At 34.0% G+C, this 21,997-nt stretch carries 16 protein-coding genes; 9 read left to right on the forward strand and 7 right to left on the reverse strand.

Annotation, left to right across the window (positions count from 1 at the left end; all coding sequences use genetic code 11):
* The first annotated feature begins 15 nt into the window (after positions 1 to 15).
* The 6 genes from AC6EIW_RS04135 (at position 16) to AC6EIW_RS04160 (ending at position 13,506) form a co-directional block, all read left to right on the forward strand.
* The gene (locus AC6EIW_RS04135) at positions 16 to 3,309 is read left to right on the forward strand and encodes an exodeoxyribonuclease V subunit gamma (RefSeq protein WP_498521317.1); all 3,294 of its coding nucleotides are present in this window, start codon (positions 16 to 18) and stop codon (positions 3,307 to 3,309) included.
* 13 nt (positions 3,310 to 3,322) lie between these two features.
* Positions 3,323 to 3,883, forward strand: a complete 561-nt coding sequence (locus AC6EIW_RS04140) for a methyltransferase (protein ID WP_498521318.1) — start codon at positions 3,323 to 3,325, stop codon at positions 3,881 to 3,883.
* A 92-nt stretch (positions 3,884 to 3,975) separates the two neighbouring features.
* Entirely contained in the window at positions 3,976 to 7,758 is a 3,783-nt protein-coding gene (locus AC6EIW_RS04145) for a UvrD-helicase domain-containing protein (RefSeq protein ID WP_498521319.1), read from the forward strand.
* Positions 7,755 to 9,473 (forward strand): AAA family ATPase, encoded by a 1,719-nt coding sequence (locus AC6EIW_RS04150; protein ID WP_498521320.1) that lies wholly within the window; start codon positions 7,755 to 7,757, stop codon positions 9,471 to 9,473. Before AC6EIW_RS04145 ends, AC6EIW_RS04150 begins: the two co-directional genes overlap by 4 nt.
* 149 nt (positions 9,474 to 9,622) lie before the next feature.
* On the forward strand, positions 9,623 to 11,389 hold the full coding sequence (locus AC6EIW_RS04155; protein WP_498521321.1) for a DEAD/DEAH box helicase: 1,767 nt from the start codon (positions 9,623 to 9,625) through the stop codon (positions 11,387 to 11,389).
* 326 nt (positions 11,390 to 11,715) lie between these two features.
* A complete protein-coding gene (locus AC6EIW_RS04160) occupies positions 11,716 to 13,506 on the forward strand; it encodes an ABC transporter ATP-binding protein (protein WP_498521322.1) in 1,791 nt (596 codons plus the stop codon).
* Between the two features lies 1 nt (position 13,507).
* Here the strand turns inward: AC6EIW_RS04160 and psbP are convergent, their stop codons facing one another.
* Entirely contained in the window at positions 13,508 to 14,053 is a 546-nt protein-coding gene (psbP, locus tag AC6EIW_RS04165; RefSeq protein WP_498521323.1) for a photosystem II reaction center PsbP, read from the reverse strand.
* 119 nt (positions 14,054 to 14,172) lie between these two features.
* Here psbP and recR point away from each other — a divergent pair, with 119 nt between their 5' ends.
* Positions 14,173 to 14,772 carry a recombination mediator RecR gene (recR, locus tag AC6EIW_RS04170; protein WP_498521611.1) on the forward strand — a complete coding sequence of 200 codons (600 nt, stop codon included), beginning with the start codon at positions 14,173 to 14,175 and terminating at the stop codon, positions 14,770 to 14,772.
* A gap of 13 nt (positions 14,773 to 14,785) precedes the next feature.
* Positions 14,786 to 15,709, forward strand: coding sequence for a lipoyl synthase (lipA, locus tag AC6EIW_RS04175; protein ID WP_498521324.1), 924 nt, complete (start codon positions 14,786 to 14,788; stop codon positions 15,707 to 15,709).
* Between the two features lie 17 nt (positions 15,710 to 15,726).
* Here lipA and AC6EIW_RS04180 read toward each other — a convergent pair whose 3' ends face one another.
* The 6 genes from AC6EIW_RS04180 to lysA form a co-directional block, all read right to left on the reverse strand.
* Positions 15,727 to 16,227 carry a hypothetical protein gene (locus AC6EIW_RS04180; RefSeq protein WP_498521325.1) on the reverse strand — a complete coding sequence of 167 codons (501 nt, stop codon included), beginning with the start codon at positions 16,225 to 16,227 and terminating at the stop codon, positions 15,727 to 15,729.
* Positions 16,224 to 17,183, reverse strand: coding sequence for an oxygen-dependent tRNA uridine(34) hydroxylase TrhO (trhO, locus tag AC6EIW_RS04185; RefSeq protein WP_498521326.1), 960 nt, complete (start codon positions 17,181 to 17,183; stop codon positions 16,224 to 16,226). Before trhO ends, AC6EIW_RS04180 begins: the two co-directional genes overlap by 4 nt.
* A gap of 12 nt (positions 17,184 to 17,195) precedes the next feature.
* On the reverse strand, positions 17,196 to 18,233 hold the full coding sequence (gene bioB, locus AC6EIW_RS04190) for a biotin synthase BioB (protein ID WP_498521327.1): 1,038 nt from the start codon (positions 18,231 to 18,233) through the stop codon (positions 17,196 to 17,198).
* Between the two features lie 94 nt (positions 18,234 to 18,327).
* Entirely contained in the window at positions 18,328 to 19,098 is a 771-nt protein-coding gene (uppS, locus tag AC6EIW_RS04195) for an undecaprenyl pyrophosphate synthase (protein ID WP_498521328.1), read from the reverse strand.
* Positions 19,095 to 19,997, reverse strand: coding sequence for a diadenylate cyclase CdaA (gene cdaA, locus AC6EIW_RS04200; protein WP_498521329.1), 903 nt, complete (start codon positions 19,995 to 19,997; stop codon positions 19,095 to 19,097). Before cdaA ends, uppS begins: the two co-directional genes overlap by 4 nt.
* A gap of 29 nt (positions 19,998 to 20,026) precedes the next feature.
* The gene (lysA, locus tag AC6EIW_RS04205) at positions 20,027 to 21,391 is read right to left on the reverse strand and encodes a diaminopimelate decarboxylase (RefSeq protein ID WP_498521330.1); all 1,365 of its coding nucleotides are present in this window, start codon (positions 21,389 to 21,391) and stop codon (positions 20,027 to 20,029) included.
* A 98-nt stretch (positions 21,392 to 21,489) separates the two neighbouring features.
* Between lysA and rimI the strand changes: the two genes are divergently transcribed.
* Positions 21,490 to 21,936, forward strand: a complete 447-nt coding sequence (gene rimI / locus AC6EIW_RS04210) for a ribosomal protein S18-alanine N-acetyltransferase (RefSeq protein ID WP_498521331.1) — start codon at positions 21,490 to 21,492, stop codon at positions 21,934 to 21,936.
* Positions 21,937 to 21,997 lie beyond the last annotated feature (61 nt).

Raw genomic sequence — 21,997 nt, forward strand, 5'->3', positions numbered from 1 at the left:
ATCGCATTTTGACTCTTGCTAACAATTTATCGAAGTAATAAAGCTGAATGGTTAGCAGAGATACTGGGGCAGGAACTCCGATTAAACCCTCCTGAAATAACAGAGGAAGTTAATATTATTGTAAGTACATGGCCAACAAGCAGATGGTTAAGTGAAAAACATTCAATAATTAATAATATCAACGCATTAGTCAAATACCCTTTTCCTGGTACATATTTAAAAAGTTTAGTTAAGAGAATTATTGGTATTGATCCTAATGAAAAAGATCCATGGGAAAAAAATCAACTTGTATGGAATATTCTAGAATTATTACCAGAATTAATGAAAGAGGACGAAGCACAGGTAATTCGATCCTGGCTAAAAATAAGCAATAAAGATAATGAGCAAATCAATCTTAATTTATGGGATTTAGCAAACAATATTGCAGAGACATTTGATGATTACATATTTTATAGACCTGAAATTATCAAGCAATGGCTAAGCAAAAAAACGAAGAAAGATTCTAGAGGAATTAGTGTTAATAAAAATATCCTTTGGCAAGAAATATTATTTAATTTACTATATACAAAGATAAACAAAGATCCCTTCTGCATCCAAGTCGAAAAAGCCATTAAACGTCTAAAGAAAGATGATATACCTAAACTAGATTATCCAAAAAATCTATATGTCTATGGAATAAGTAGTTTGGCACCATTGCAAATAGATTTAATTCAAGCATTATCAAAAGTAATAAATATAAAAATTTATCTGATTTCTCCTTGCAATGATCTTTGGCAAAGATGTGGAGCGAGAAGACTACAATTTAGAAACACATGGAATACTCCTCTCGACAGGCAATGGTTACTAGAATCTCCAAGACTTGAAGCCTTCCTTGGACGCATGGGAGCTGAATTTCAACAGTTGCTAGAAGGGAGTGGTGAATATCAATTGGGAGAAAGAAATGAGGAAGATATTTTTTCTCTTACAGCAGATATCGCCACTAATAAAGGGAACAAACCAAATTTATTAGAGCAACTACAACAAGAATTGTTATCTATCAAAAGTGAGAGTGTCTTAACTAAAGAAAAATCTGACAAATCACTCCTTTTCCTGAAATCTCCAGGGAAGTATCGACAAGTTGAATTGATACGAGACCATATATTACAGCTCTTCAGTAATGATAAGAAACTTCAACCAAGAGACATTTTAATAATGACACCACAAGTTGATAGCTATGCGCCAATAATTACCTCAGTTTTCAACAATATAGATCACAATACTACTCAGCTACCCTGGGTAATTACAGACAAGAGTCAAGAAGATAAAGTAGGTTTAACACATTTTGTGTTAAACCTATTAGAGATTTCTGCATCTCGTCTAACAGCATCAATATTTGAGAACTTATTAACTAATCCAGCATTAATAACACAACAGAATATAACTATTGACGATGCGATTGAAATTACTAAAAGCCTTCAATCTGCTGGCTTTACTTGGGGACTTGATTCCTCAGAAAGATTTGGGGAAGAAACTCATAGCCTATGCTGGTGTCTAGAAAGGTTTCTACTTGGTCTTGTTTTACCAGATGATCCAATTAATGGAATAAGCAATATCTCCCCTTATTCTGAGAATATTTCAAGTACAGAGTTTATAAAAGCTTGGGGTATACTTTCAAAACTTTGCAATTATATCGATGCGATTCGCAGTAAACGTTCATGTAAAGAATGGATAAAACTTATAACATCGCTCGTAAAGGATTTATTTGGAGATGGTGGGGTATGGGCATGGGAAAAGCAACAACTACTAACTATTGTCAATAATTGGGGTCTCGTAACAGATAATTGTGAGCTAGAAATTGATTGCCTAGTAGTCAAAGATATTATCAACAAAGCAATAAGTTCTACAAATGGCAAATTTGGTCATAGGACTGGGAAAATCACGATCAGTGCATTGGAACCAATGAGAGCAATCCCTCATCAAATCATCATCATCATGGGATTAGACAGTAGAACTTTCCCAAGAATAGATAATAGAAGGAGTTTTAATCTCCTAGACAGAAGAAGAGAGCTTGGAGACCCAAACCAATATGATAAAGACCGATATTCATTGTTAGAAGCTTTAATCTCAACTCGTCAAAATCTTTTAGTTTCCTGGAATTCCAAAGATGAAAAGACAGGAGAAGATCTTGAACCTCCGAGTCCAATTCAACAATGGCTGAATTACTTAAAAATCAAATTAGGAGCCAATACCTTTGAAGAGATTCTCATTGAGCCACCAGCAAGCCCTCTTGATCATTTCAACTTTATAAAAACCGAAAGTCCACAAATCATGAGTTGTGATAGGAAGAATCTAGAGGCCAGAGAATGGCTTGAAAAAGCAATGCCAACAAAAAATATTTCACTAGCATTACCGATAAAGTGGAAAGAAATAAACATAAACGAAATAAAGTCTTATACTTTCGAGAAAACAAAAGAATGGTTACTCAATCCACAAATAACATGGTTAAAAGAGCATGAAATCCAATCAAAAGAATTTGTCAATATTATTGAAGACAATGATTTACTCGAGCTTTCAGAATTAGAACGATATAAAATTATTAAACATCGACTAGAGAATAGTGATCTCAGAAAGATTGACGATACAAAAAATAATTTAAACTACTGGAGAGAAACCTATTATGGCAAAGGTATTTTCCCTCCAAAAGGTTCAGGATTATTAGAAGAGGCTCTTCTTGAGGAGCGATGGAATGATTTAATATCCTCAATATATGCTACCGGTCGAATCACGAAAAAGAGCATTGAGATGAAAGAGTTAGAGGGTGAATTTTACTTTGGAGGGAAGAATTTGTTACAGATTGAAGTTGGAAGTTTAAAATATAAAGCTCTTATGAATGGATGGCTAAATCATTTATATTTATCTGCCAATAGTTCATTTAATTATAAAACACTAATTATTTCAAAAAAAACAGATTTTGCCAAAAAGATTAATTTCGAAATAAGCAAGGAGTTTTTACCAATCAATACCAAAGAAGCAACTGAAACTCTAAGACAATTGCATCAATTAGCAGCCGCAGGAAGAACTGACTGTTGGCCCATACCACCAGAAAGTGGGCTGACATATGCACTAGCTACCAAAGACAAGAATAAGAATGAGCAAGATTTATTTCAAAAGAGATGGGAAGGTGATTTATATACGAAAGGAGAGCGAGAAACTCTATCAATGGAACTTTGCTTTGGTAAAAAATGCAAAGCCTCTACTTTTTTAGAATTTGAATCATTTAAAGATGTATTAATGAGTCTCTATGAACCACTCCTAAAAAACAGCAACTAATCTAGCAAATAAAATGAAGCCAAATAAAAGCAATCTCTTTAAAAATATTAAAACTCTCTTATCAAAATGGGGATTTAGTAAAAAGGGGTTATTTGATAATTCAAAAGGAGAGTGGTATTTATTTTCACAAATATTTTTAATCCTCCTACATTTAATACCTCCCTATCCAAAAATAAAGCATATAGCATTTTCAATAGATACATTTTGTACAATTCTTGGAGTAGCAATTTCGATTTTAGGTCTATTCACTATCGTTAAAGCATTTATAGATTTAGGAGAAAACCTTACACCACTTCCTTATCCAATGAATGAATCAAGTCTGATAAAAAATAACTCATACAAAAATGCTCGTCACCCTCTTTATAAAGGATTAATATTTACTTCTTTAGGAATATGTATTTCGTCATTGAGTCTAATACATTTTACTCTACTCATATCATTAACTTACATTTTAAAAATGAAAGCCTTGAAAGAAGAAGAAAAACTGAAAATTAAATTCCCTGAATACAAAGAATATATAAAAGAAGTACCGGCTATTATAAAAAATATAAAATATTTAGATTGGAGGTCCTGAATGTTAATCATAATAAATTTAATCAAACTTTACCAAGGCATAAAAGATACCAAAATACTTAAATATTTTTTTATAATCCCTATTAAATAAATATGGCTAATATCAAATTATTTGAAGCAAATAAATATCCTTTAGCCAATGGAATGCGGCTAATAGAAGCTAGTGCTGGAACAGGTAAAACATTTTCTCTATCTCATATTGTATTAAGGTTATTGACTGAAAGAGAATATTCAATAAATGAGATACTAGTTGTTAGCTTTACAGAAGCGACAGCGTCAGAAATAAAAGCAAGAATCATTGAAAGATTAATTTTAGCATTAAAAATAATTGAATCAATAAATACAAATCTGAAACCATATAAAATTGACAACGTATTAAATGAATGGGTGAAATTAAATATAACATCTAAAGAACGAGCTTTATATATATCTTCGTTACTCTTAGAGGCATTAGAGAGAATTGACAGCGCTGATATTACAACAATTCATGGATTTTGTAGTAAGTCACTTCGTAGAGAGGCTATTGAAAATAGGAATAGTTTAAACCCAACCATTGAAAAAGATTCAAAATTACTAATAATTGAAATTGTTGAAGAGTATTGGAAAAAAGAAATATTAGGAATAGAAATTTCTGAATTAAAAGGGATATTTAAAACTAATTTCAATCGTAAGAATTTAATAGAAGTTCTTAATTCTTTGGATAATGATCCAAATAATACTTTCAAAAAAACATTTAATGACTTAAAAATAGAAGAAAGACTTTCAAATCAGTTAAACAACTATATTGATTCATTATGGAATGAATTTACCACTGTATGGAAAGAAAAGGGCAAAGAGCTTGAAGATAGATTCATACAGATTGCTGAGGATTTAAAGTCTCAAGGTATTACAGATACAAAGCCATACTCAAACAAGCCTAGAAAAAATCGTTATGATCTTTTAAGTAGCTGGATTGAAGGATATAAAAAGAAAAAGCGGCCATCATATGAGGATATTCAAAGTCAAAGCCTTATAAATAAATATTTTCATCCGAAACATATTTACCAATTAGAGAGAAAGTATAAAATTGATTCTTCTTCAAAAGAAATTAAACCTATTCTTGATATTATAGGAGATTTATATGATAGTCCAGCCGAATTAGTTTGGGAACATGCTTTGTTGTGGACTAAGAGAGAGCTTGAAAAAAGAAAATCAAAAAAGGGTTTGATAAATTATTCAGATCTACTTAAATTATTAGATCCTAAAAATTTAAACAGCAATGAAACTAAAGATGAAATTAATACTAATAATATCTATAAAAACTTAAAAAATAGATATAAAGTAGCCTTAATCGATGAGTTCCAAGATACTGATCCAGTCCAGTTAAGATTACTAAAAGAAGCCTTTGGCAATAGATCATCACATCTATTACTAATGATTGGAGATCCAAAACAAGCAATCTACAGTTTCAGAGGTGGAAGCTTAAATACATATATGAAAGCCAGAGAAACTTGTGATCAAATTCATTTAATGAATGCTAATTATAGAAGTACAAAACCTCTAATTCTAATACTAAATAAATTATTTATTGATGGATTAAAAAGATCAAATCTATCAACTCAAGAACTTAATCCATGTTCACAAGAAGATCTACTAAACTTGAATGGAATAAAAGAACCATTAAAGATAATAAATCTAATAGATAATCGTCATATAGAAAACTTACAAAGATTAAAATTAGAATCAAAAAGCAAAATAGAGAATAAAATCCCAAAAGTTATTGGATATTATTTGTTAGAACTTTTAAGCAATAATCCCAAAGATTTAAACCCCTCAGATATTTGCATACTAGTCAATAGACACGATCAAGCTACAAACATCCATAGGTATTTATCAAAAATAAAGATTCCTGCACAAACCCTAAGTAATGAAAACATATTTACTAAAGAAGGTGCTCAAATCCTACAGTTTTTTATTAACTGTATCGTCAGTCCACATAATCAAGAAAAGCTTGCACTATTAGCTTGTTCCGAGCTAATGCAATGGAAAAAGAAAAAACTTATTGAATCAAAAATTAATGGTGATTTTGATTCATTATCTTCGAAGTTCGATGAACTTGCAAAATCATTTCCTAAGATTGGATTATTAGGCTGTTTATCAAACTTTTTAGAAGGAAAATCAATAGCCGATCTTTCTCATAGAGGAACTTTATTGAGTGATCTTTATCAAAGCTCTCAGTTAGTAGACGAACAGATTCATCGTCAGAAATTTAATGCTTTAAGAGCATCAAAATGGCTTAGTAGTCAACGGTTCCAGTCATTTGAGTCAATACCTGAAGAATATCAACCTAATAGCGCCATTAGTAATAGCTCAGTAAATATAATTACAATCCACAAGAGTAAAGGACTTCAATTTAAAATAGTAATCTGTCCATATTTGTGGCAAAAACCTCCAGATAAAAAAAGTCACTTATGGAAAGACAATCAAAATCTATTAATTTCTAAAAAGTACAAATGGCATAAAAAATATATTACATATCAAGATTTTATTAGAAAAGAATCATTAAATGAAGCAGAGCGGTTAGCTTACGTTGCTTTTACAAGAGCTAAAAAACAATTAATAGTCCTTTGGGCAAAGGCTGCTGGTCAAGAAGGGAACCCTCTTTCAGGATTTTTATTTGGATCTGAATCAATAAATCTAGATATTGAAGATCATACAAGAGAAATGATGGAACAGTCATTCAAGGAAAGAAATCTAAAAGTTGATATTCAAGATATGAAAGCAGTTGAAACTAATAAAGTATGGACTCAAACTAAAAGTGAAGTTAAATTATCACTTGGAGAAATTCCTAACCATCAGTTTGAGAATAGTTGGGGAAGGTATAGTTTTTCAAAATGGATAACACAAAAAAATGACGAATTGATTCTAAAAGACTTATCAGATGAATTAAATGAAGATCATACATTTAAAAATGAAATTGAAGATGACTCTCTACAAGAAATTGATCAAGTATTTAAAGATAAAGATCAAAGAAATAAAAGATTAGAAGCTCAGGTATGGTCAGAAAGTCCTATTAGTAATTTCCCTCGAGGACCTATAGCAGGAACTTGTCTTCATAAAATACTTGAAAGAGTAGATTTCAATGATATTGAAAATCAACTACAAATTTCAACCATAATAGAAGAAGAATTAAATATAGTTAATATAAGTAATTCATTTGTTGAACCAATTAAGATTTTATTAAAGAGAATTGCAAATATCCCTTTAGGAGGCCCTTTAGGTAAATTTAAAATGAAAAATTTAAATTCTAAAAGCTCTCTCAAAGAATTAAAATTTGATATTCCAATTTGTCATGAAACCAATCCTATTAATACTCACACATTATCATCAATATTTAGAGAAGATATTAAAAATAAATATGGCTCAGACTATATCAATAAATTGATGAATCTAAATATATATAGCAGCGGTTTCCTAACCGGATCCATAGACCAAGTTTTTGCAGAAAACTCAAATCATGAAACTGCTAAATGGTGGGTTTTAGATTGGAAAAGTAACTGGATAGGCACTCCGCGATCAAAAGGGGATGGCTTTTCTTGTGGTCCCTCAAATTATTCAATTTCCAGAATGGATGAAGAAATGTGCCATCACCACTATCCACTACAAGCCCATATTTATTTACTTGCTTTACATAGATTTTTAAATTGGAGGCTCCCCGATTATTCACCTAAAAAACATCTTGGAGGTTACATTTATGTGTTTTTGAGAGGACTCCCAGATAGTGGAGATTTAGAAGAAAGAAATTTCACTAAAAGCACTCCAGGCTTAATCGTCGAAGCGGCTCCTATTGAAAGAATTAAGAAATTAGATTTATTGTTTAAAGGACAACATAAATGAAAGAATCCCTGAAAAATAAATTTTCAACTGATTTAAATAAAGCATTATTAGCTACTCTAATTCGCTATTTTCCACCTGTAGAGTTTAATGAGGCTTTAACTGATGTCGTAAATGTATTAATGGATGGATTTTCAAGAGGTGATGTTTATATAAACATGAAAGAAATCCCTAAACGTCTTGAACTTAAATACTCAGGTTGGCCTAGCTGTCATGTGAAAGCTTTGTTAAATAGTGGCTGGACTAAAGGAGATAACTCTCCGATAGTGTTAAGAGGGGATTTAATAAGTTGGCGTCGAACACATAATGAGATAGTTGAGACCATTAATAAAATACTAGTAAGGAATCAACCTATTAATAATCTTAAGGAATTACCTGATCGAATTTATACTAAGAATCTAGAACATCTAAATATTCAACAAATAGAAGCTGTTAACCTTGTACAAAGTAAAAAAATCATCTTATTGAGTGGAGGCCCAGGCACAGGTAAAACCAGTACCATCCTTCAAATGCTTTTACAAGCACTAACAAGAAATCCGACTCTTGATATTGCATTGGCTGCTCCAACAGGGAAAGCCGCAAAGAAACTAAAAGACACTATTCAAGCAGGTATTGAAGATTTTGAAGATCCTATAAAAGATAGGCTTTCAAATATTCCCTCTAAAACATTGCATAAATGGTTAGAGGCAGGACCAAATGGGTTCAGAAGAAACTCTCGACGTCTATTAAATTTAGATCTAATAGTCATAGACGAGATGTCAATGGTTGACTTGTCAACCATTAATGGAATACTCGATGCATTATCAAAGTCCTGTCAAATAATTTTAGTAGGTGATCCTGACCAATTATTACCAATAGGAAGTGGTGGCATATGGAGAATCTTGCAAGAGAAAGAAACGAAAACAAACTTTCAATCAAACTCGGTTAAACTTACAAAGTCATACCGAAACAAAGGAGATATTGCTTTATTAAGAAATACACTTAAAGGTAAAGGAGTAGATGCCTTTTGGCACCTGCTTTCAATGACAGAAGATTCATCAAATACAAGTCAGTATCTTTCATCCCTAAAAAGTATTCCAGATCCCGTAGTCAGGACTCTTTTCAACTATAAAAAGAAACTTAAAAAGCTAACAGCTAATTGTATTAATTATATTCCTAAAGAAGCATGGCAATCAAGCATGATAGAGGTAGAGCAATCAGTTGAGATACTAAAACTATTTAAATTTATAGATAATCTTCTCATACTTTGTCCGCAAAGATATGGGCCCTGGGGTGTAAAAAAAATCCACGAGTTCCTGTTAGGAAAAAGATTTGAGAAGGACTTACACAAGTGGGAGGAGGGAACACCAATCATGGCAAAAAGTAATCAACCAGAATTAGGTATAGCTAATGGAGACGTAGGGATAATTATTGGCAATGGTATGAAAAGACGTTTTTTATTTAATGTTTTTTCTGAGGAACAAAGACTAGTAACTCGATTAATAAACCCTTCAAGGTTAAATAGCTATGATGCAGCATATGCAATGACAATTCATAAAGCACAGGGGAGTGAAGCTGATCAAGTCCTTTTACTTTGGCCAGACACCTCAAAAGTTTCAAAAGAGAATAGTCTCAAAAATTTTTATTCTGATGATTATGAAAAACGAATGCTTTATACAGCAATAACTAGAGCAAAAAAACAATTACTTGTAATAACTAATAAAGAAGAAGACTTTTAAAGATGTGATCAACTTATTCCTAAAAGGATTTTTAAGATGATAAAATTAAAATTACAATCCCTTTAACAAGGCGAGTCAGCAAAGCACGGTTATATACCGATCGGAAGTTGTCTGCCTAATTTGAAGGACAAAAAGGCAACCATTATTAGATGACGACTAAAAATCTACATGAGGATTCCTCATGTCCAGTAGATCAAGATGTTCTTGAAGAGTCTAGTGAGGTGATAGTGGATGAAAGCGAACAAAATCAAGAAAATGGATTTTCTGCGTTCAATTTTAGTGAAGAACTAGTTCAAACACTTACAGAAAAAGGCTACTCATCGCCAACTCCAATTCAAAAAGCTGCTATTCCTGAATTACTTCTAGGTAGAGATTTAGTTGGACAAGCTCAAACCGGCACAGGGAAAACAGCTGCTTTTGCTTTGCCAATTCTAGAAAGACTGAAAAAAAACTTTAAACATCCACAAGTTTTAGTTCTAGCTCCAACTCGTGAGTTGGCGATGCAGGTGGCCGAATCATTTCGCTCCTACGCTGCTGGTCACCCTCATTTAAAAGTACTTGCAATATATGGAGGCTCAGACTTCCGAAATCAAATTAACACCCTTAGAAGAGGAGTTGATGTGGTCGTAGGGACACCTGGGCGAGTCATGGATCACATGCGCCAAGGGACACTAAATACTAGTCATCTGGGTTGCTTAGTTTTGGACGAAGCCGATGAAATGTTAAGGATGGGTTTCATTGATGATGTTGAGTGGATTTTAGAACAATTGCCTGATGAGAGACAACTAGTTTTATTCTCCGCGACAATGCCAACTGAGATAAGAAGATTATCAAAAAAATATTTAAATAGTCCTGCGGAAATAACAATAAAAGCAACTGAATTGAAAGAAAGGCTTATCAGGCAAAGATATATAACCGTTCAAAATGTTTATAAAGTAAATGCACTTCAGAGAGTACTTGAAGCTGTATCTGAAGAAGGTGTAATAATATTTGCAAGGACCAAGGCTATTACTATTATCGTAGCTGAAAAATTAGAATCATATGGATATAACGTGGCTATTTTAAATGGAGATATCCCTCAAAATCAAAGAGAACGAACTGTTGAAAGATTAAGACAAGGGTCTATAAATATTTTAGTTGCAACAGATGTGGCGGCCAGAGGTCTAGATGTCGATCGAATAGGTTTAGTGATTAATTATGATATGCCATTTGATCGCGAAGCATATGTGCATAGAATTGGTAGAACTGGTCGAGCTGGAAGGAATGGTGAGGCAATTCTTTTTGTTAATCCAAGAGAAAGATCATTTTTAAGTAATCTTGAAAGAGCTGTAGGTCAACCAATTGAGAGAATGGATATTCCAGACAATGAACTTATTAACAGTAACCGAATTAAAAAACTTCAAGCAAAATTAGTAAAAGCCGCATCAACTGAGAGAGATAACCCAGAAGAGATCAATATTTTACAAGAGTTAATAGGCAATGTTGAGAAAGAGCTAGATATAGATCCAAAAGACTTAACACTTGCTGCATTAAATTTAGCAGTTGGTTTTAATGCACTCCTTGAAAAAGGAAATGAGGATTGGATCAAGCAATCAGCTCAAAGGAATACAACAAATAATCGAAGAGATAATAAATTCAAACAACGCCGAAGAGGTGATTTTGATAACAACAGACTTGAGGATGAAATGGATAGATTCAGGGTTGAAGTTGGGCACCGAGATAGAGTTAAGCCTGGAAATTTAGTTGGGGCAATTGCCAACGAAGCAGGTTTAAAGGGAAGGTCTATAGGCAGAATAAGAATATTTGAGACTTACAGCCTTGTAGACTTGCCAAAGCAAATGCCAGATAATATTTTTCAGGCATTAAAAAAAGTCAAAGTAATGAATCGAGAATTACAAATTAATAGAGCTGACTAATAGAAAAAACGATAAATAAAATGCTAAATAAATTATTATTCAGCAGTATGATCATATTCTATATTTTAGATATGAGTATCACCCTAAAAGCTCAGGAAAGAATAATTAGTACTAAAAATAGACTTATCAATAAAATCTGTATTGCAACATTAAAATCAAAACTTGACATGAAAAATAAGCAAAATTTAAAAGAAATTAGTAATTTTACATGTCAATGTTTTTTTGAAAAATATAATTCTGGATATTCGCTAAAAAGTTCTCGTGTTTATTGTAGAGATAAAGCTTCTGAGAAATATAATCTCTAAAAAAATAACATTCTAAATAAAATGTATAAATCAATTCCAAACAAAAAGAAAAAACCATTGGCCAGACTTTTAAGTAATCTTAGGAGTCAAAAGCGTCTAATTTATTCAGCTATTATATGCTCAACATTAAATAAATTTTTTGATCTTGCACCACCTGTATTAATTGGTATATCTGTTGATGTAGTCGTAAGAAAAGAAAGTTCTTGGCTTGGTTCAATTGGATTAAGTACTGTCCCAGAGCAGTTAATTGCACTTGCAATAATTTCTTTTTTGATCTGGACAGCTGAATCATTCTTTGAATATTTATATGGATTAATGTGGAGAAATTTGGCTCAGCGAACACAGCACTATTTAAGAATAAAGGCATATGACCATTTACAAAAACTAGAGATGACATTTTTCGAATCAGATAATACAGGAAGGCTTATGACTGTGCTTAATGACGACATCAATCAACTTGAAAGATTCCTGGATGAGGGAGCTAATAAAATAATTCAATTAATAATTACTGTCATTATTGTTGGAGGGGCAATGATTTTATTAGCTCCTGGCATTGCATTGCTTGCCTTCATCCCTATTCCATTTATTCTCTGGGGTTCGGTTAATTTTCAAAAAAGCCTAGCCCCTCGTTACCTAGAAGTTAGAGAGAAAGCTGGAGATCTTGCCTCAAGACTTAATAATAATCTCAGTGGAATGCTTACAATTAAAAGTTTTGCTACTGAGGATTGTGAACTTGAGAGGCTAAGAATCGATAGCAATTCATATCAAGAAAGCAATAGAAAAGCGATTAAGTTATCAGCCGCATTTATCCCCTTAATTAGATTTGCAATCTTATTTGCATTCCTTGCAATATTAATTGCTGGTGGCTTCCAAGCATGGAAAGGAGTAATGCCTGTTGGAACTTATAGTTTTTTAGTATTTATAACTCAAAGATTGTTATGGCCCTTAACGACATTAGGGCATATTTTGGATGATTATCAAAGATCAATGGCATCAACAAATAGAGTTTTAGATTTAATAGATACTCCAATAAAAATTAAAACTGGGAAAATAAAATTAGATCCCAAGAGTGTTCAAGGTGCAATAACATTTAAAGATGTTGATTTTACATATGAAGGCCGGTCTAAAGTTATCCAAAAGTTTAATTTAGATATTATACCTGGCAAAAAAATAGGTATTGTAGGAGCGACCGGATCTGGTAAAAGTACTCTTGTAAAACTGTTGTTAAGGCTATACGAAATCAGTAAAGGTTCAATAGAAATTGATGGAAACTCAATTGAATCATTAGATTTAAAAAGTCTAAGACGATGTGTTGCATTGGTAAGCCAGGAAACATATTTATTCCAGGGCACAATTGAAGAAAATATTTCTTATGGATCACAAATTATTGATAAGTCAGAAATAAAAAATGCTGCAGATATTGCAGAAGCAACTGAATTTATTAATCAGCTACCCCAGGGGCTAAACACAATAGTGGGAGAAAGAGGACAAAAATTATCTGGTGGACAAAGGCAAAGGATTGCCATAGCGAGGGCAATATTAAAAAAAGCACCGATACTTATTTTGGATGAGGCAACAGCATCTGTTGACAATGACACTGAAGCTGCGATTCAAAGGTCTTTGAAAAAGATAACAAATAATTGTACTTCAATTGTTATTGCACATCGTCTAAGCACAGTAATAGATGCTGACGAAATTATCGTATTAGATAAAGGTAAAATCATTGAGAAAGGAACACATTATTCTCTGTTAAAAAATAAAGATTTTTATTACTATCTTTGGAAAATCCAAGCTGGTGAAAATAATACTTAAATTAGATAAATAGAGTAAAAGAAGTAATTACTCTTTTAAAAGTATCTTTCATTTTTGGCCAGCGTTGTTCATTCGTACTAGCAGCAAGTGTATATAAATAGCCTCTATCTACAACGACAGTTGCAATTTCATGCCTACTTTTTTCTTCAAAATCTATAAAGTATTCAAGATCGTAAAATTTATGATTATTGACTTCTCTCTCTGAAGCTTCGATCAACTTTATAGGATTGTTCATATCTTTTTCACCAAAGAGTCTTTCACCTACTGCATCAGCCCCACCCAAATCATCTAAGTCAACTTCATTTTCCAATTTAGAAATAACTAGACTAAGAGTTTCATCAGAATTAATTAGATCATGGTAAACAACCTCTGGGCCATTATCGACAGCCACTCTTGTCCAACCTGTAGGGAAAAGAAAACCATACTGTCCATTTTGACTTTTGAATGGTTCCAATCCAGAGGCTCCACCTGTAGAGCATGCTCCCAGTGTCAAAACTAGAGCTATTGCCAAAAGGGCTTTAAAAGATGTTCGAAAAAATTTGATCATTTTGGAGGGCTCACCTTCAATATTTTGCTATATTTCCAATTTAACTGACGGTAATCTTCTTTAAATTAGTGCAACCAAGATAAAACTATGACTAAATTCAAGTTAATTGCTTCTGAACTCTGAGCGGCTTTACAAAACCATTATCAAAATTAATTGATCAATTTGAGCAATTGCCGGGTATCGGTCCCAGAACTGCTCAAAGATTAGCTTTGCATCTTTTGCGTCAACCAGAGGATAAAATTAGACTGTTTTCTGAAGCCTTGGTGAATGCCAAGAGTCAGGTAGGTCAATGTCAGACGTGTTTTCATTTAACGGCAGGAGAACAATGTGAAATTTGTTTAAATAAACAAAGGAATCAAGATCTCATATGCGTTGTGGCCGAGTCAAAAGATTTACTTGCTCTTGAGCGAACTCGCGAGTACAAAGGGCTTTACCATGTAATTGGTGGTCTGATTTCTCCGATGGATGGTATTGGCCCTGAAATGCTTGAAATATCAAGTCTTATAAAAAGAGTAGATAAAGAAAGCATCAAAGAAGTAATACTTGCCTTAACACCAAGTATTGAGGGGGACACTACCAGTCTTTATGTTGGAAGATTATTAAAACCCTTCACAAAAGTCACCCGTATTGCCTATGGACTTCCTGTTGGAAGTGAGTTGGAATATGCCGACGAGGTAACACTTTCGCGTGCTTTAGAAGGACGTAGAGATCTAGATTAACCATCAAAGAAAAATGACCACAACTACAAGAAAAACAACAAAATATAGCAACATCATCCCAGAACAACGTTTACCTGATTGGATCAAGCCATCAATGGGTAACGCCTCTCAACTAGAAAAAGTTCAAAAACTCGTAAAGGAAAACAAATTACATACAATCTGCGAGGAAGGCAGATGCCCGAACAGAGGGGAATGTTATGCCGCTGGTACGGCTACTTTTTTATTAGGCGGCTCGATCTGTACAAGAAGCTGTGCATTTTGCCAGGTAGAGAAAGGGAAGTCACCAGAGAAAGTAAATATTTTTGAAGCTGAAAAAGTAGCAAATGCTGTTCAGATATTAAATCTTAAATATGTAGTACTAACCGCAGTCGCAAGAGATGATTTACCTGATCACGGTGCAAGTCTATTTACGACAACAATGGATGCAATCAGATCATTGAACCCTACTGTCAAAATAGAGGTACTAACACCCGATTTCTGGGGTGGAAAAAACAAGGACAATATACAAAAGCAAAAAGAGCGACTTAAGCTAGTTCTCTCAGCTAATCCTATTTGCTTCAACCATAATCTTGAAACTGTCAAGAGACTTCAAAGAGAAGTCAGGCGAGGAGCTACTTACGAACATTCGCTCAATCTTCTCAAATTTGCCAGAGAAATTGATCCAGAAATTCCGACAAAGTCGGGAATAATGCTTGGGTTGGGAGAGAAATTTCATGAAATAATTCAAACTCTTAAAGACCTTAGAAAAGTTGACTGTCAATATCTGACTATCGGTCAATATTTACGACCTTCACTTGCTCACATTCCAGTCTCTCATTATTGGTCACCAGCAAAGTTCAATGATTTTGCAGAAATAGCAAAAGAATTAGGTTTTAAAAAAGTTAACAGCGGTCCATTAGTCAGAAGCAGTTACCATGCAAATAACACTTTGGATTAATCTATAAAAATCTGTAGCTACTCCGACCAACTCCTATAACTTCTCTCAAAAACTGTCTCACAATTACCTACCATAAACGCGCCTGCACCTCCCCAAACAAGTCTTAGAGGTAAATCCAAAGGAGAAGATCCAACTTTACGGACAAGATAAAAACCACGCCGACGAAAATAACGTTGCAAGATTTCATGCTGATTGTTTTCATCATAAATAGCCAATAACCTCGCACTTCGACATGGGGTTTCTTCTAAAGCCCAGGCCATAGTTGCCGCCCAGATTAAATCACCTACATCAGAGTTAACATTCTTACCAACCTTCATAGTGTCCAGCTGAAGTCCTTTAGTATTTTGATATGCCCATCCTTTCATTTCACCTAGTAATTGAATTTTTTCATTACTAGTTATTTCGCCAACGACCAGCTTAAAAGACCAAAGGCTGAGTGGTCTTCTAACTTGTATTCGCAACAATAAACCTCTATCAGATGCTTCTTTTTCTAATAAAGTTAAATTAGGTTTAGTCATGAAGAAGGCCATATAGAATTCTCAGGTAGACGTTTCATTATCTCATCAATTTGTCGTTGTCTTTCTGCAAATCTAGCTCGATCGCTATCTGTAAATTTATCAACACAAGCATCACATTGTAAGCCTTTAATATACGTTGGTTTTTTCAAGTCCTCAGGAGAAATAGGCAATCCACAAGCATGACACATCCGGTGTGAACCTGGTAATAGCTTATGATCTAGAGAAACACGTTGATCAAAAACAAAGCATTCACCACTCCATAAACTCTTTTCAGGAGAGACATCTTCTAAATATTTTAGTATTCCACCCTCTAGATGATGTACGTCGGGGAAGCCTTCTTCTATCAAATAAGAGGTGGCTTTTTCGCATCTTATTCCACCCGTACAATACATTCCTATTTTTATCGATGGATTCTCTTCAATTAAAGGTTTTAAATATTTTTGCACCCATGCAGGAAATTCACGAAATGAACTGGTATGAGGATTCAGAGCACCTTGAAAATTTCCAATTTTTATTTCATACTCATTGCGAGTATCAATAACGACACTATCGGGATCTTTTAAAAAATCATTCCATTCATCAGCTTTTATATATTTACCAACAGATTTAGTAGGATTGATTTGTTTTAGCCCAATCGTTACGATTTCTTTTTTCTTGCGAGCCTTAAAGCGTCTAAATGCCTGTTTCCCAGTCCAACTATATTTAATATTGATATCCGAAACATTTAAAAGTTTTTTTAATGTCTCAATGAATTGAACAATAGTATCCTCATTTCCACAAACCGTACCGTTAACTCCCTCAGAAGCTAATAAGATTGTTCCTTTTATTTCTTCACTCGTTGCTAAATTTGTTAATTCTTCTTTAATTAATAAAATTTCTTGATCAAGAATCGATATAAATTTGTAAAACGCAGCCACTTTATATTTTAATTTCTTGAGGCTATTCTCTTTTTTCATACCTAATTATTATCAAGAAAAGTTAGCAGTAATCCCAGCATCAGCCAAAAGCTTGCGGTCTGCCTCTACCTCCGGATTGCAGGTAGTAAGAAGCGTATCTCCATAAAAAATAGAATCAGCTCCTGATTGTAGACATAAAATCTGAGCTTCCCTACCTAACTGCTGTCTTCCTGCACTAAGTCTAATTCGACTTTTAGGCATAATGATCCTTGCCGTCGCGACCATCCTAACCATCTCTAATGGATCAATAGAAGATAAATCCTCCATAGGTGTACCCTCTACGGCAACCAAAGCATTTATGGGCACACTCTCAGGATGAGGATCTAAAGTTGCCAAAACTTTAAGTAAAGATGCTCTATCGGAAACAGATTCTCCCATACCAATAATTCCACCACAGCACACTGTAATTCCAGCCATTCGTATTCTTTTCAATGTTTCAAGTCGATCTTGGTATGTTCTTGTTGAAATGATATTGGAATAATGTTCAGGACTAGTATCTAAATTATGGTTGTAGGCTGTTAAACCTGCTTCTGCCAACCTAGAGGCTTGAGAATCAGTAATCATTCCAGCAGTAACACAGGCCTCGAGGCCAAGTTCTCTAACACCTCTTACCATTTCAAGCATTGAATCAAATGCGCTCCCATCTTTGATCTCACGCCAGGCCCAACCCATACAAAATCTATCTGCTCCTGCATCTTTAGCAGCTCTTGCTTTGTCAAGAACTGACTTAACTTGAAGAGAAGGGAGAGGTTGAACTCTTGTTTCGTTGTGAACGGATTGAGGACAATATGAGCAATCTTCTGAGCATCCTCCTGTCTTTACACTTAGCAGAGAGGCAAGTTGGACTTTATAACCTGGATTATAAGATCTGTGAACTATTTGAGCTCTCCACAACAAGTCCATTAATGGCAATTCATGTATCTCTTTGACCTCTTCTAAAGACCAATCATGCCTAATATCTCCTCCTTTTATTGAATTAAAATCTAAAAATAAGTCATCTTCAATATCGAATTTATCAGATTCCTGAATATTAGGATTAATAAGAGTCATAAAAGAATTTAAATATAAAAAAATATAATTCCTATTTAGTTTTAGCTAATAATCTATAAAAAAACATATAAAGCAATATATTCAATTATTCTGGTCATACACCACCAAATCGCCTTCTTCGAGACTGATAGTCAAGCAAAGCCTTCGTAAGAGTATCAGCGTTGAAGTCTGGCCATAATACATCTGTAACATGAATTTCAGCATAAGCTAATTGCCACAATAGAAAATTACTTATTCTTTTTTCACCACTAGTTCGAATAAGCAAGTCTGGATCGACCTCGCTTGCTGTAAATAATTCAGAGGCGAATAAATTTTCATCAATCGAAGAAGGATCTAATTCACCTTTAACTGAACGTTCAGCCAACTTCTGTGCAGCTCTTACCAATTCACGTCGTCCCCCATAGTTAGTGCAAACATTAAAGTGAATGCCTTTGTTATGAGAAGTTGATTCAACTGATTCTTTTATTAAGTCCTTTAATGCGTTGGGTAAAGGGTCAAGGTCACCCAAGAAATTAATTTTTACTTCTTCTAGTTTTAAATTAGTCAATTCACGCTTGAGAACACTTTCAAAAAGTGTCATTAGAAAATTCACTTCTTCCATAGGCCTAGACCAATTTTCAGTTGAGAACGCATATACAGTCAAAGCTCCTATTCCCCAGTTACTACATAAATGCAAAGTATTTTTTAAAGCCTCAACACCAGCAGTATGTCCAACCGTTCTAGGTAAACCCTTTGATTTTGCCCACCTTCCGTTCCCATCCATAATTACCGCAATATGGCTGGGCATCCGCAGACCATCCAAATCTTTAGGTATTGGAGACACCTCTCCTGAATTATCAGTACTTATCACAGAAGGGTAAGTCAATTTAAAGACTCCTTGCCGTCATTGCTTATCCCAAGATTAACTCTGGACTGAGAACTTTTAGGGTCATTATTAGCGGAAGATGTTTTCAATGAAGAATTAGGGCTGGTGGATTTGGTTGCAGATGAATTAGAAGAATCAAACAATTCTTGCAAAAGGTCGAGTAATCTACTGCTTGTGATAGGTCTTTCGAGTCGTCCTTGGCTAGCTAAAGATAAGGTACCTGATTCTTCTGAAACCACAACACAAATACATCGATCAAATCGTTCAGTTATTCCCAAAGCAGCCAGATGCCTAGTTCCATACCTACTAATACCTTGTCTTGAAAGAGGCAAAATTACTCCTGCAGAAATAATTCTATTCCCCTTTACCAAAACAGCCCCATCATGAAGAGGGGTGTCTGCGGCAAAAAGGTTTAATAGCAATTCAGATGATAATTGAGCATCTATTGGAACTCCTGGGAAGAGGAAATCTTCAGGACGTAAATCACTGCCCATATCAACAACAATTAGGGCTCCTTTTCTGTTTTGTGATAAACGACCAGCTGCTTCAGTTAATTGAGCGAAAGTATTAGAACTTGCCCTAAATTCTTTTTGAGTATTGCCAAGAATCACAGCTAATCTTCCAGTACCTAATAATTCCATTAATCTCCTTAATTCCCCTTGCCACAAAATTGCTAAAGATAATGAGCAGGCCAAAACCAAGGCATCAACAAGTTTTGAAGTAATTGGTAAATTCGCAAATCTCTGAACGAACCAAGCTAATGAAACCAGAAATAGATAACCTCTCAAAAGCCATAATGTTCTTGGCTCTTTAACTCTTGTAAAAAGAAGAACTCCAAGAGAAGACGCAAACAAGACATCAAGTAGGACACTCAAGTTTATAAGCCACCAAAAATTCACTCCTACTCCCCAACGTTATTTCAACTTACCTAATTCCGGCGAATAAAGCGATCAGGTAATATATCTAATTGCAATAGATCTTCAGGAAGTTCTCTTCTTTGAATTAACTCAGCAAGACCATCACGAACCATAATTGTGGCTGGTCTTGGAATTCTATTGTAATTAGAACTCATTGAGTAGTTATAAGCACCAGTTCCAAAAACAGCCAGAAAATCTCCACTTTCACAGGAAGGAAGAAAAAAATCTTTTAACAAAATATCCCCAGATTCACAATGCTTCCCAGCAATAGTAACTTTTTCAAGATTTGTATTCAATGGTTTATCTACTAAGCTCGCACTATATAGAGATTGATAAGTTATCGGACGAGGATTATCACTCATACCTCCATCAACAGATAAATAGGTTCTAACTCCAGGAACAACTTTTTTAGCTCCAATCTTATAAATAGTAAGCCCAGAATTAGCTACAAGAGATCTGCCAGGTTCACACATTAATCTTGGCAAATCTATATTTCTTTCATTACAAGCCCTGACAACAGCATTAGAAATAACTTCAATCCATCTTTCAATAGATGGCGGATTGTCTTCTTGGACATACTTAATCCCTAGACCACCTCCTACATTCAGATCAGCTATTGGATGACCAATTTCCTTTGCAATCTTGAACGTATCGACCATTACACCAGCAAGATCAACGTGAGGTTGAATTTCAAAAATTTGAGACCCTATGTGAGCATGTAAACCAGTTAAATTTGCCCATTTATATGTTTTTAATTCTTCTAAAACTGACTTAATATCATCTGGATCAAAACCAAATTTGCTATCTAGATGTCCAGTCCTAATGTATTCATGAGTATGGCATTCAATTCCAGGAGTAAATCTCAACATTAATTTTGCTGGTTTTTTATCGTTAGCAATGTTTTTTAGCAACGTAATATCATGATGATTATCTAAAACAATCGTCACGTTATTTTTATAGGCAAAATTCAACTCATCGTAAGATTTGTTGTTTCCATGAAAGACGATATTTTCCCCTTTTATTCCTCCTTTCAGGGCAGTAAGTAATTCACCTTCCGATACTGCATCAAGGCCAAAACCCTCAGAAGCAATTACGGCACAAATTGCTAATGAGCTATTTGCTTTTGAAGCATAAAGAGGAAGAGTATCTCCTGGATAATGCTTTTTCAAAGAAGAGACATAGGTTTTGCATGCAGTCCTAAGTGAAAACTCATCAAAGACATAAAGAGGCGTTCCATATTTTTCTGCGAGTTCACTAAGTTGACATCCACCAACTAATAATTTTTCACTTTCATTAATTTCCGAAGAAATTGGGGCTATGTTTAGATTTGGACTATGTATATCCCTATTGGGTTCAAAAGCTTTTGAGCCTTGCATGGAAAAATTTACACTTGAATATTTAGCCAATCTAGAGATCAATCAACCAATTGGTATTCTTTTTAAAGAAAGAAGGATCAATCAATTAAAAGTTGCATATGAATCTCAAAATAATTGAACTTGGGATGATGCACATAAATGATTGCTTGGAGCTAGACCAAAAATCATTAAAAGGTCTTTGGACTAAATCTCAATGGAAAAGAGAATTAAAAGATTCTAAAAGGATTTGTCTAGGAATAATGGACCTAAAAACAAAAAAAATTTTAGGGCTTTGTTCTTCATGGTTAGTATTGGACGAATTATATTTAACTTTGATTGCCGTTCATCCAACACATCAAAGGAAAGGACTAGGTAAATTTCTCTTGTCAGATTTAATCAAACGTTCAAGGTCTTTAAGAACAAATCAAATACATTTAGAAGTTAAAGTGACAAACGAGCCTGCCAAAGCTTTATACAAATCCATGGGTTTTAAAACTATAGCTAGTAGATCTAACTTTTATGAAGATGGAACTAGTGCTCTACTTCTTACAAAAGAAATCAATTAGTAACAAAAAAAAGCAATATTTCAGTACGGTTTACCGAAACAAAACACAAACAAATCGATCA

Source organism: Prochlorococcus sp. MIT2308, assembly GCF_059772345.1.

Coding starts and splice junctions, on each gene's coding strand:
- psbP (WP_498521323.1), bottom strand. CDS start 14,053: ATGATCAAATTTTTTCGAACATCTTTTAAAGCCCTTTTGGCAATAGCT.
- bioB (WP_498521327.1), bottom strand. CDS start 18,233: ATGACTCTTATTAATCCTAATATTCAGGAATCTGATAAATTCGATATT.
- AC6EIW_RS04150 (WP_498521320.1), top strand. CDS start 7,755: ATGAAAGAATCCCTGAAAAATAAATTTTCAACTGATTTAAATAAAGCA.
- lipA (WP_498521324.1), top strand. CDS start 14,786: ATGACCACAACTACAAGAAAAACAACAAAATATAGCAACATCATCCCA.
- AC6EIW_RS04180 (WP_498521325.1), bottom strand. CDS start 16,227: ATGACTAAACCTAATTTAACTTTATTAGAAAAAGAAGCATCTGATAGA.
- rimI (WP_498521331.1), top strand. CDS start 21,490: ATGAATCTCAAAATAATTGAACTTGGGATGATGCACATAAATGATTGC.
- AC6EIW_RS04160 (WP_498521322.1), top strand. CDS start 11,716: ATGTATAAATCAATTCCAAACAAAAAGAAAAAACCATTGGCCAGACTT.
- AC6EIW_RS04145 (WP_498521319.1), top strand. CDS start 3,976: ATGGCTAATATCAAATTATTTGAAGCAAATAAATATCCTTTAGCCAAT.
- AC6EIW_RS04155 (WP_498521321.1), top strand. CDS start 9,623: ATGACGACTAAAAATCTACATGAGGATTCCTCATGTCCAGTAGATCAA.
- trhO (WP_498521326.1), bottom strand. CDS start 17,183: ATGAAAAAAGAGAATAGCCTCAAGAAATTAAAATATAAAGTGGCTGCG.
- AC6EIW_RS04140 (WP_498521318.1), top strand. CDS start 3,323: ATGAAGCCAAATAAAAGCAATCTCTTTAAAAATATTAAAACTCTCTTA.
- lysA (WP_498521330.1), bottom strand. CDS start 21,391: ATGCAAGGCTCAAAAGCTTTTGAACCCAATAGGGATATACATAGTCCA.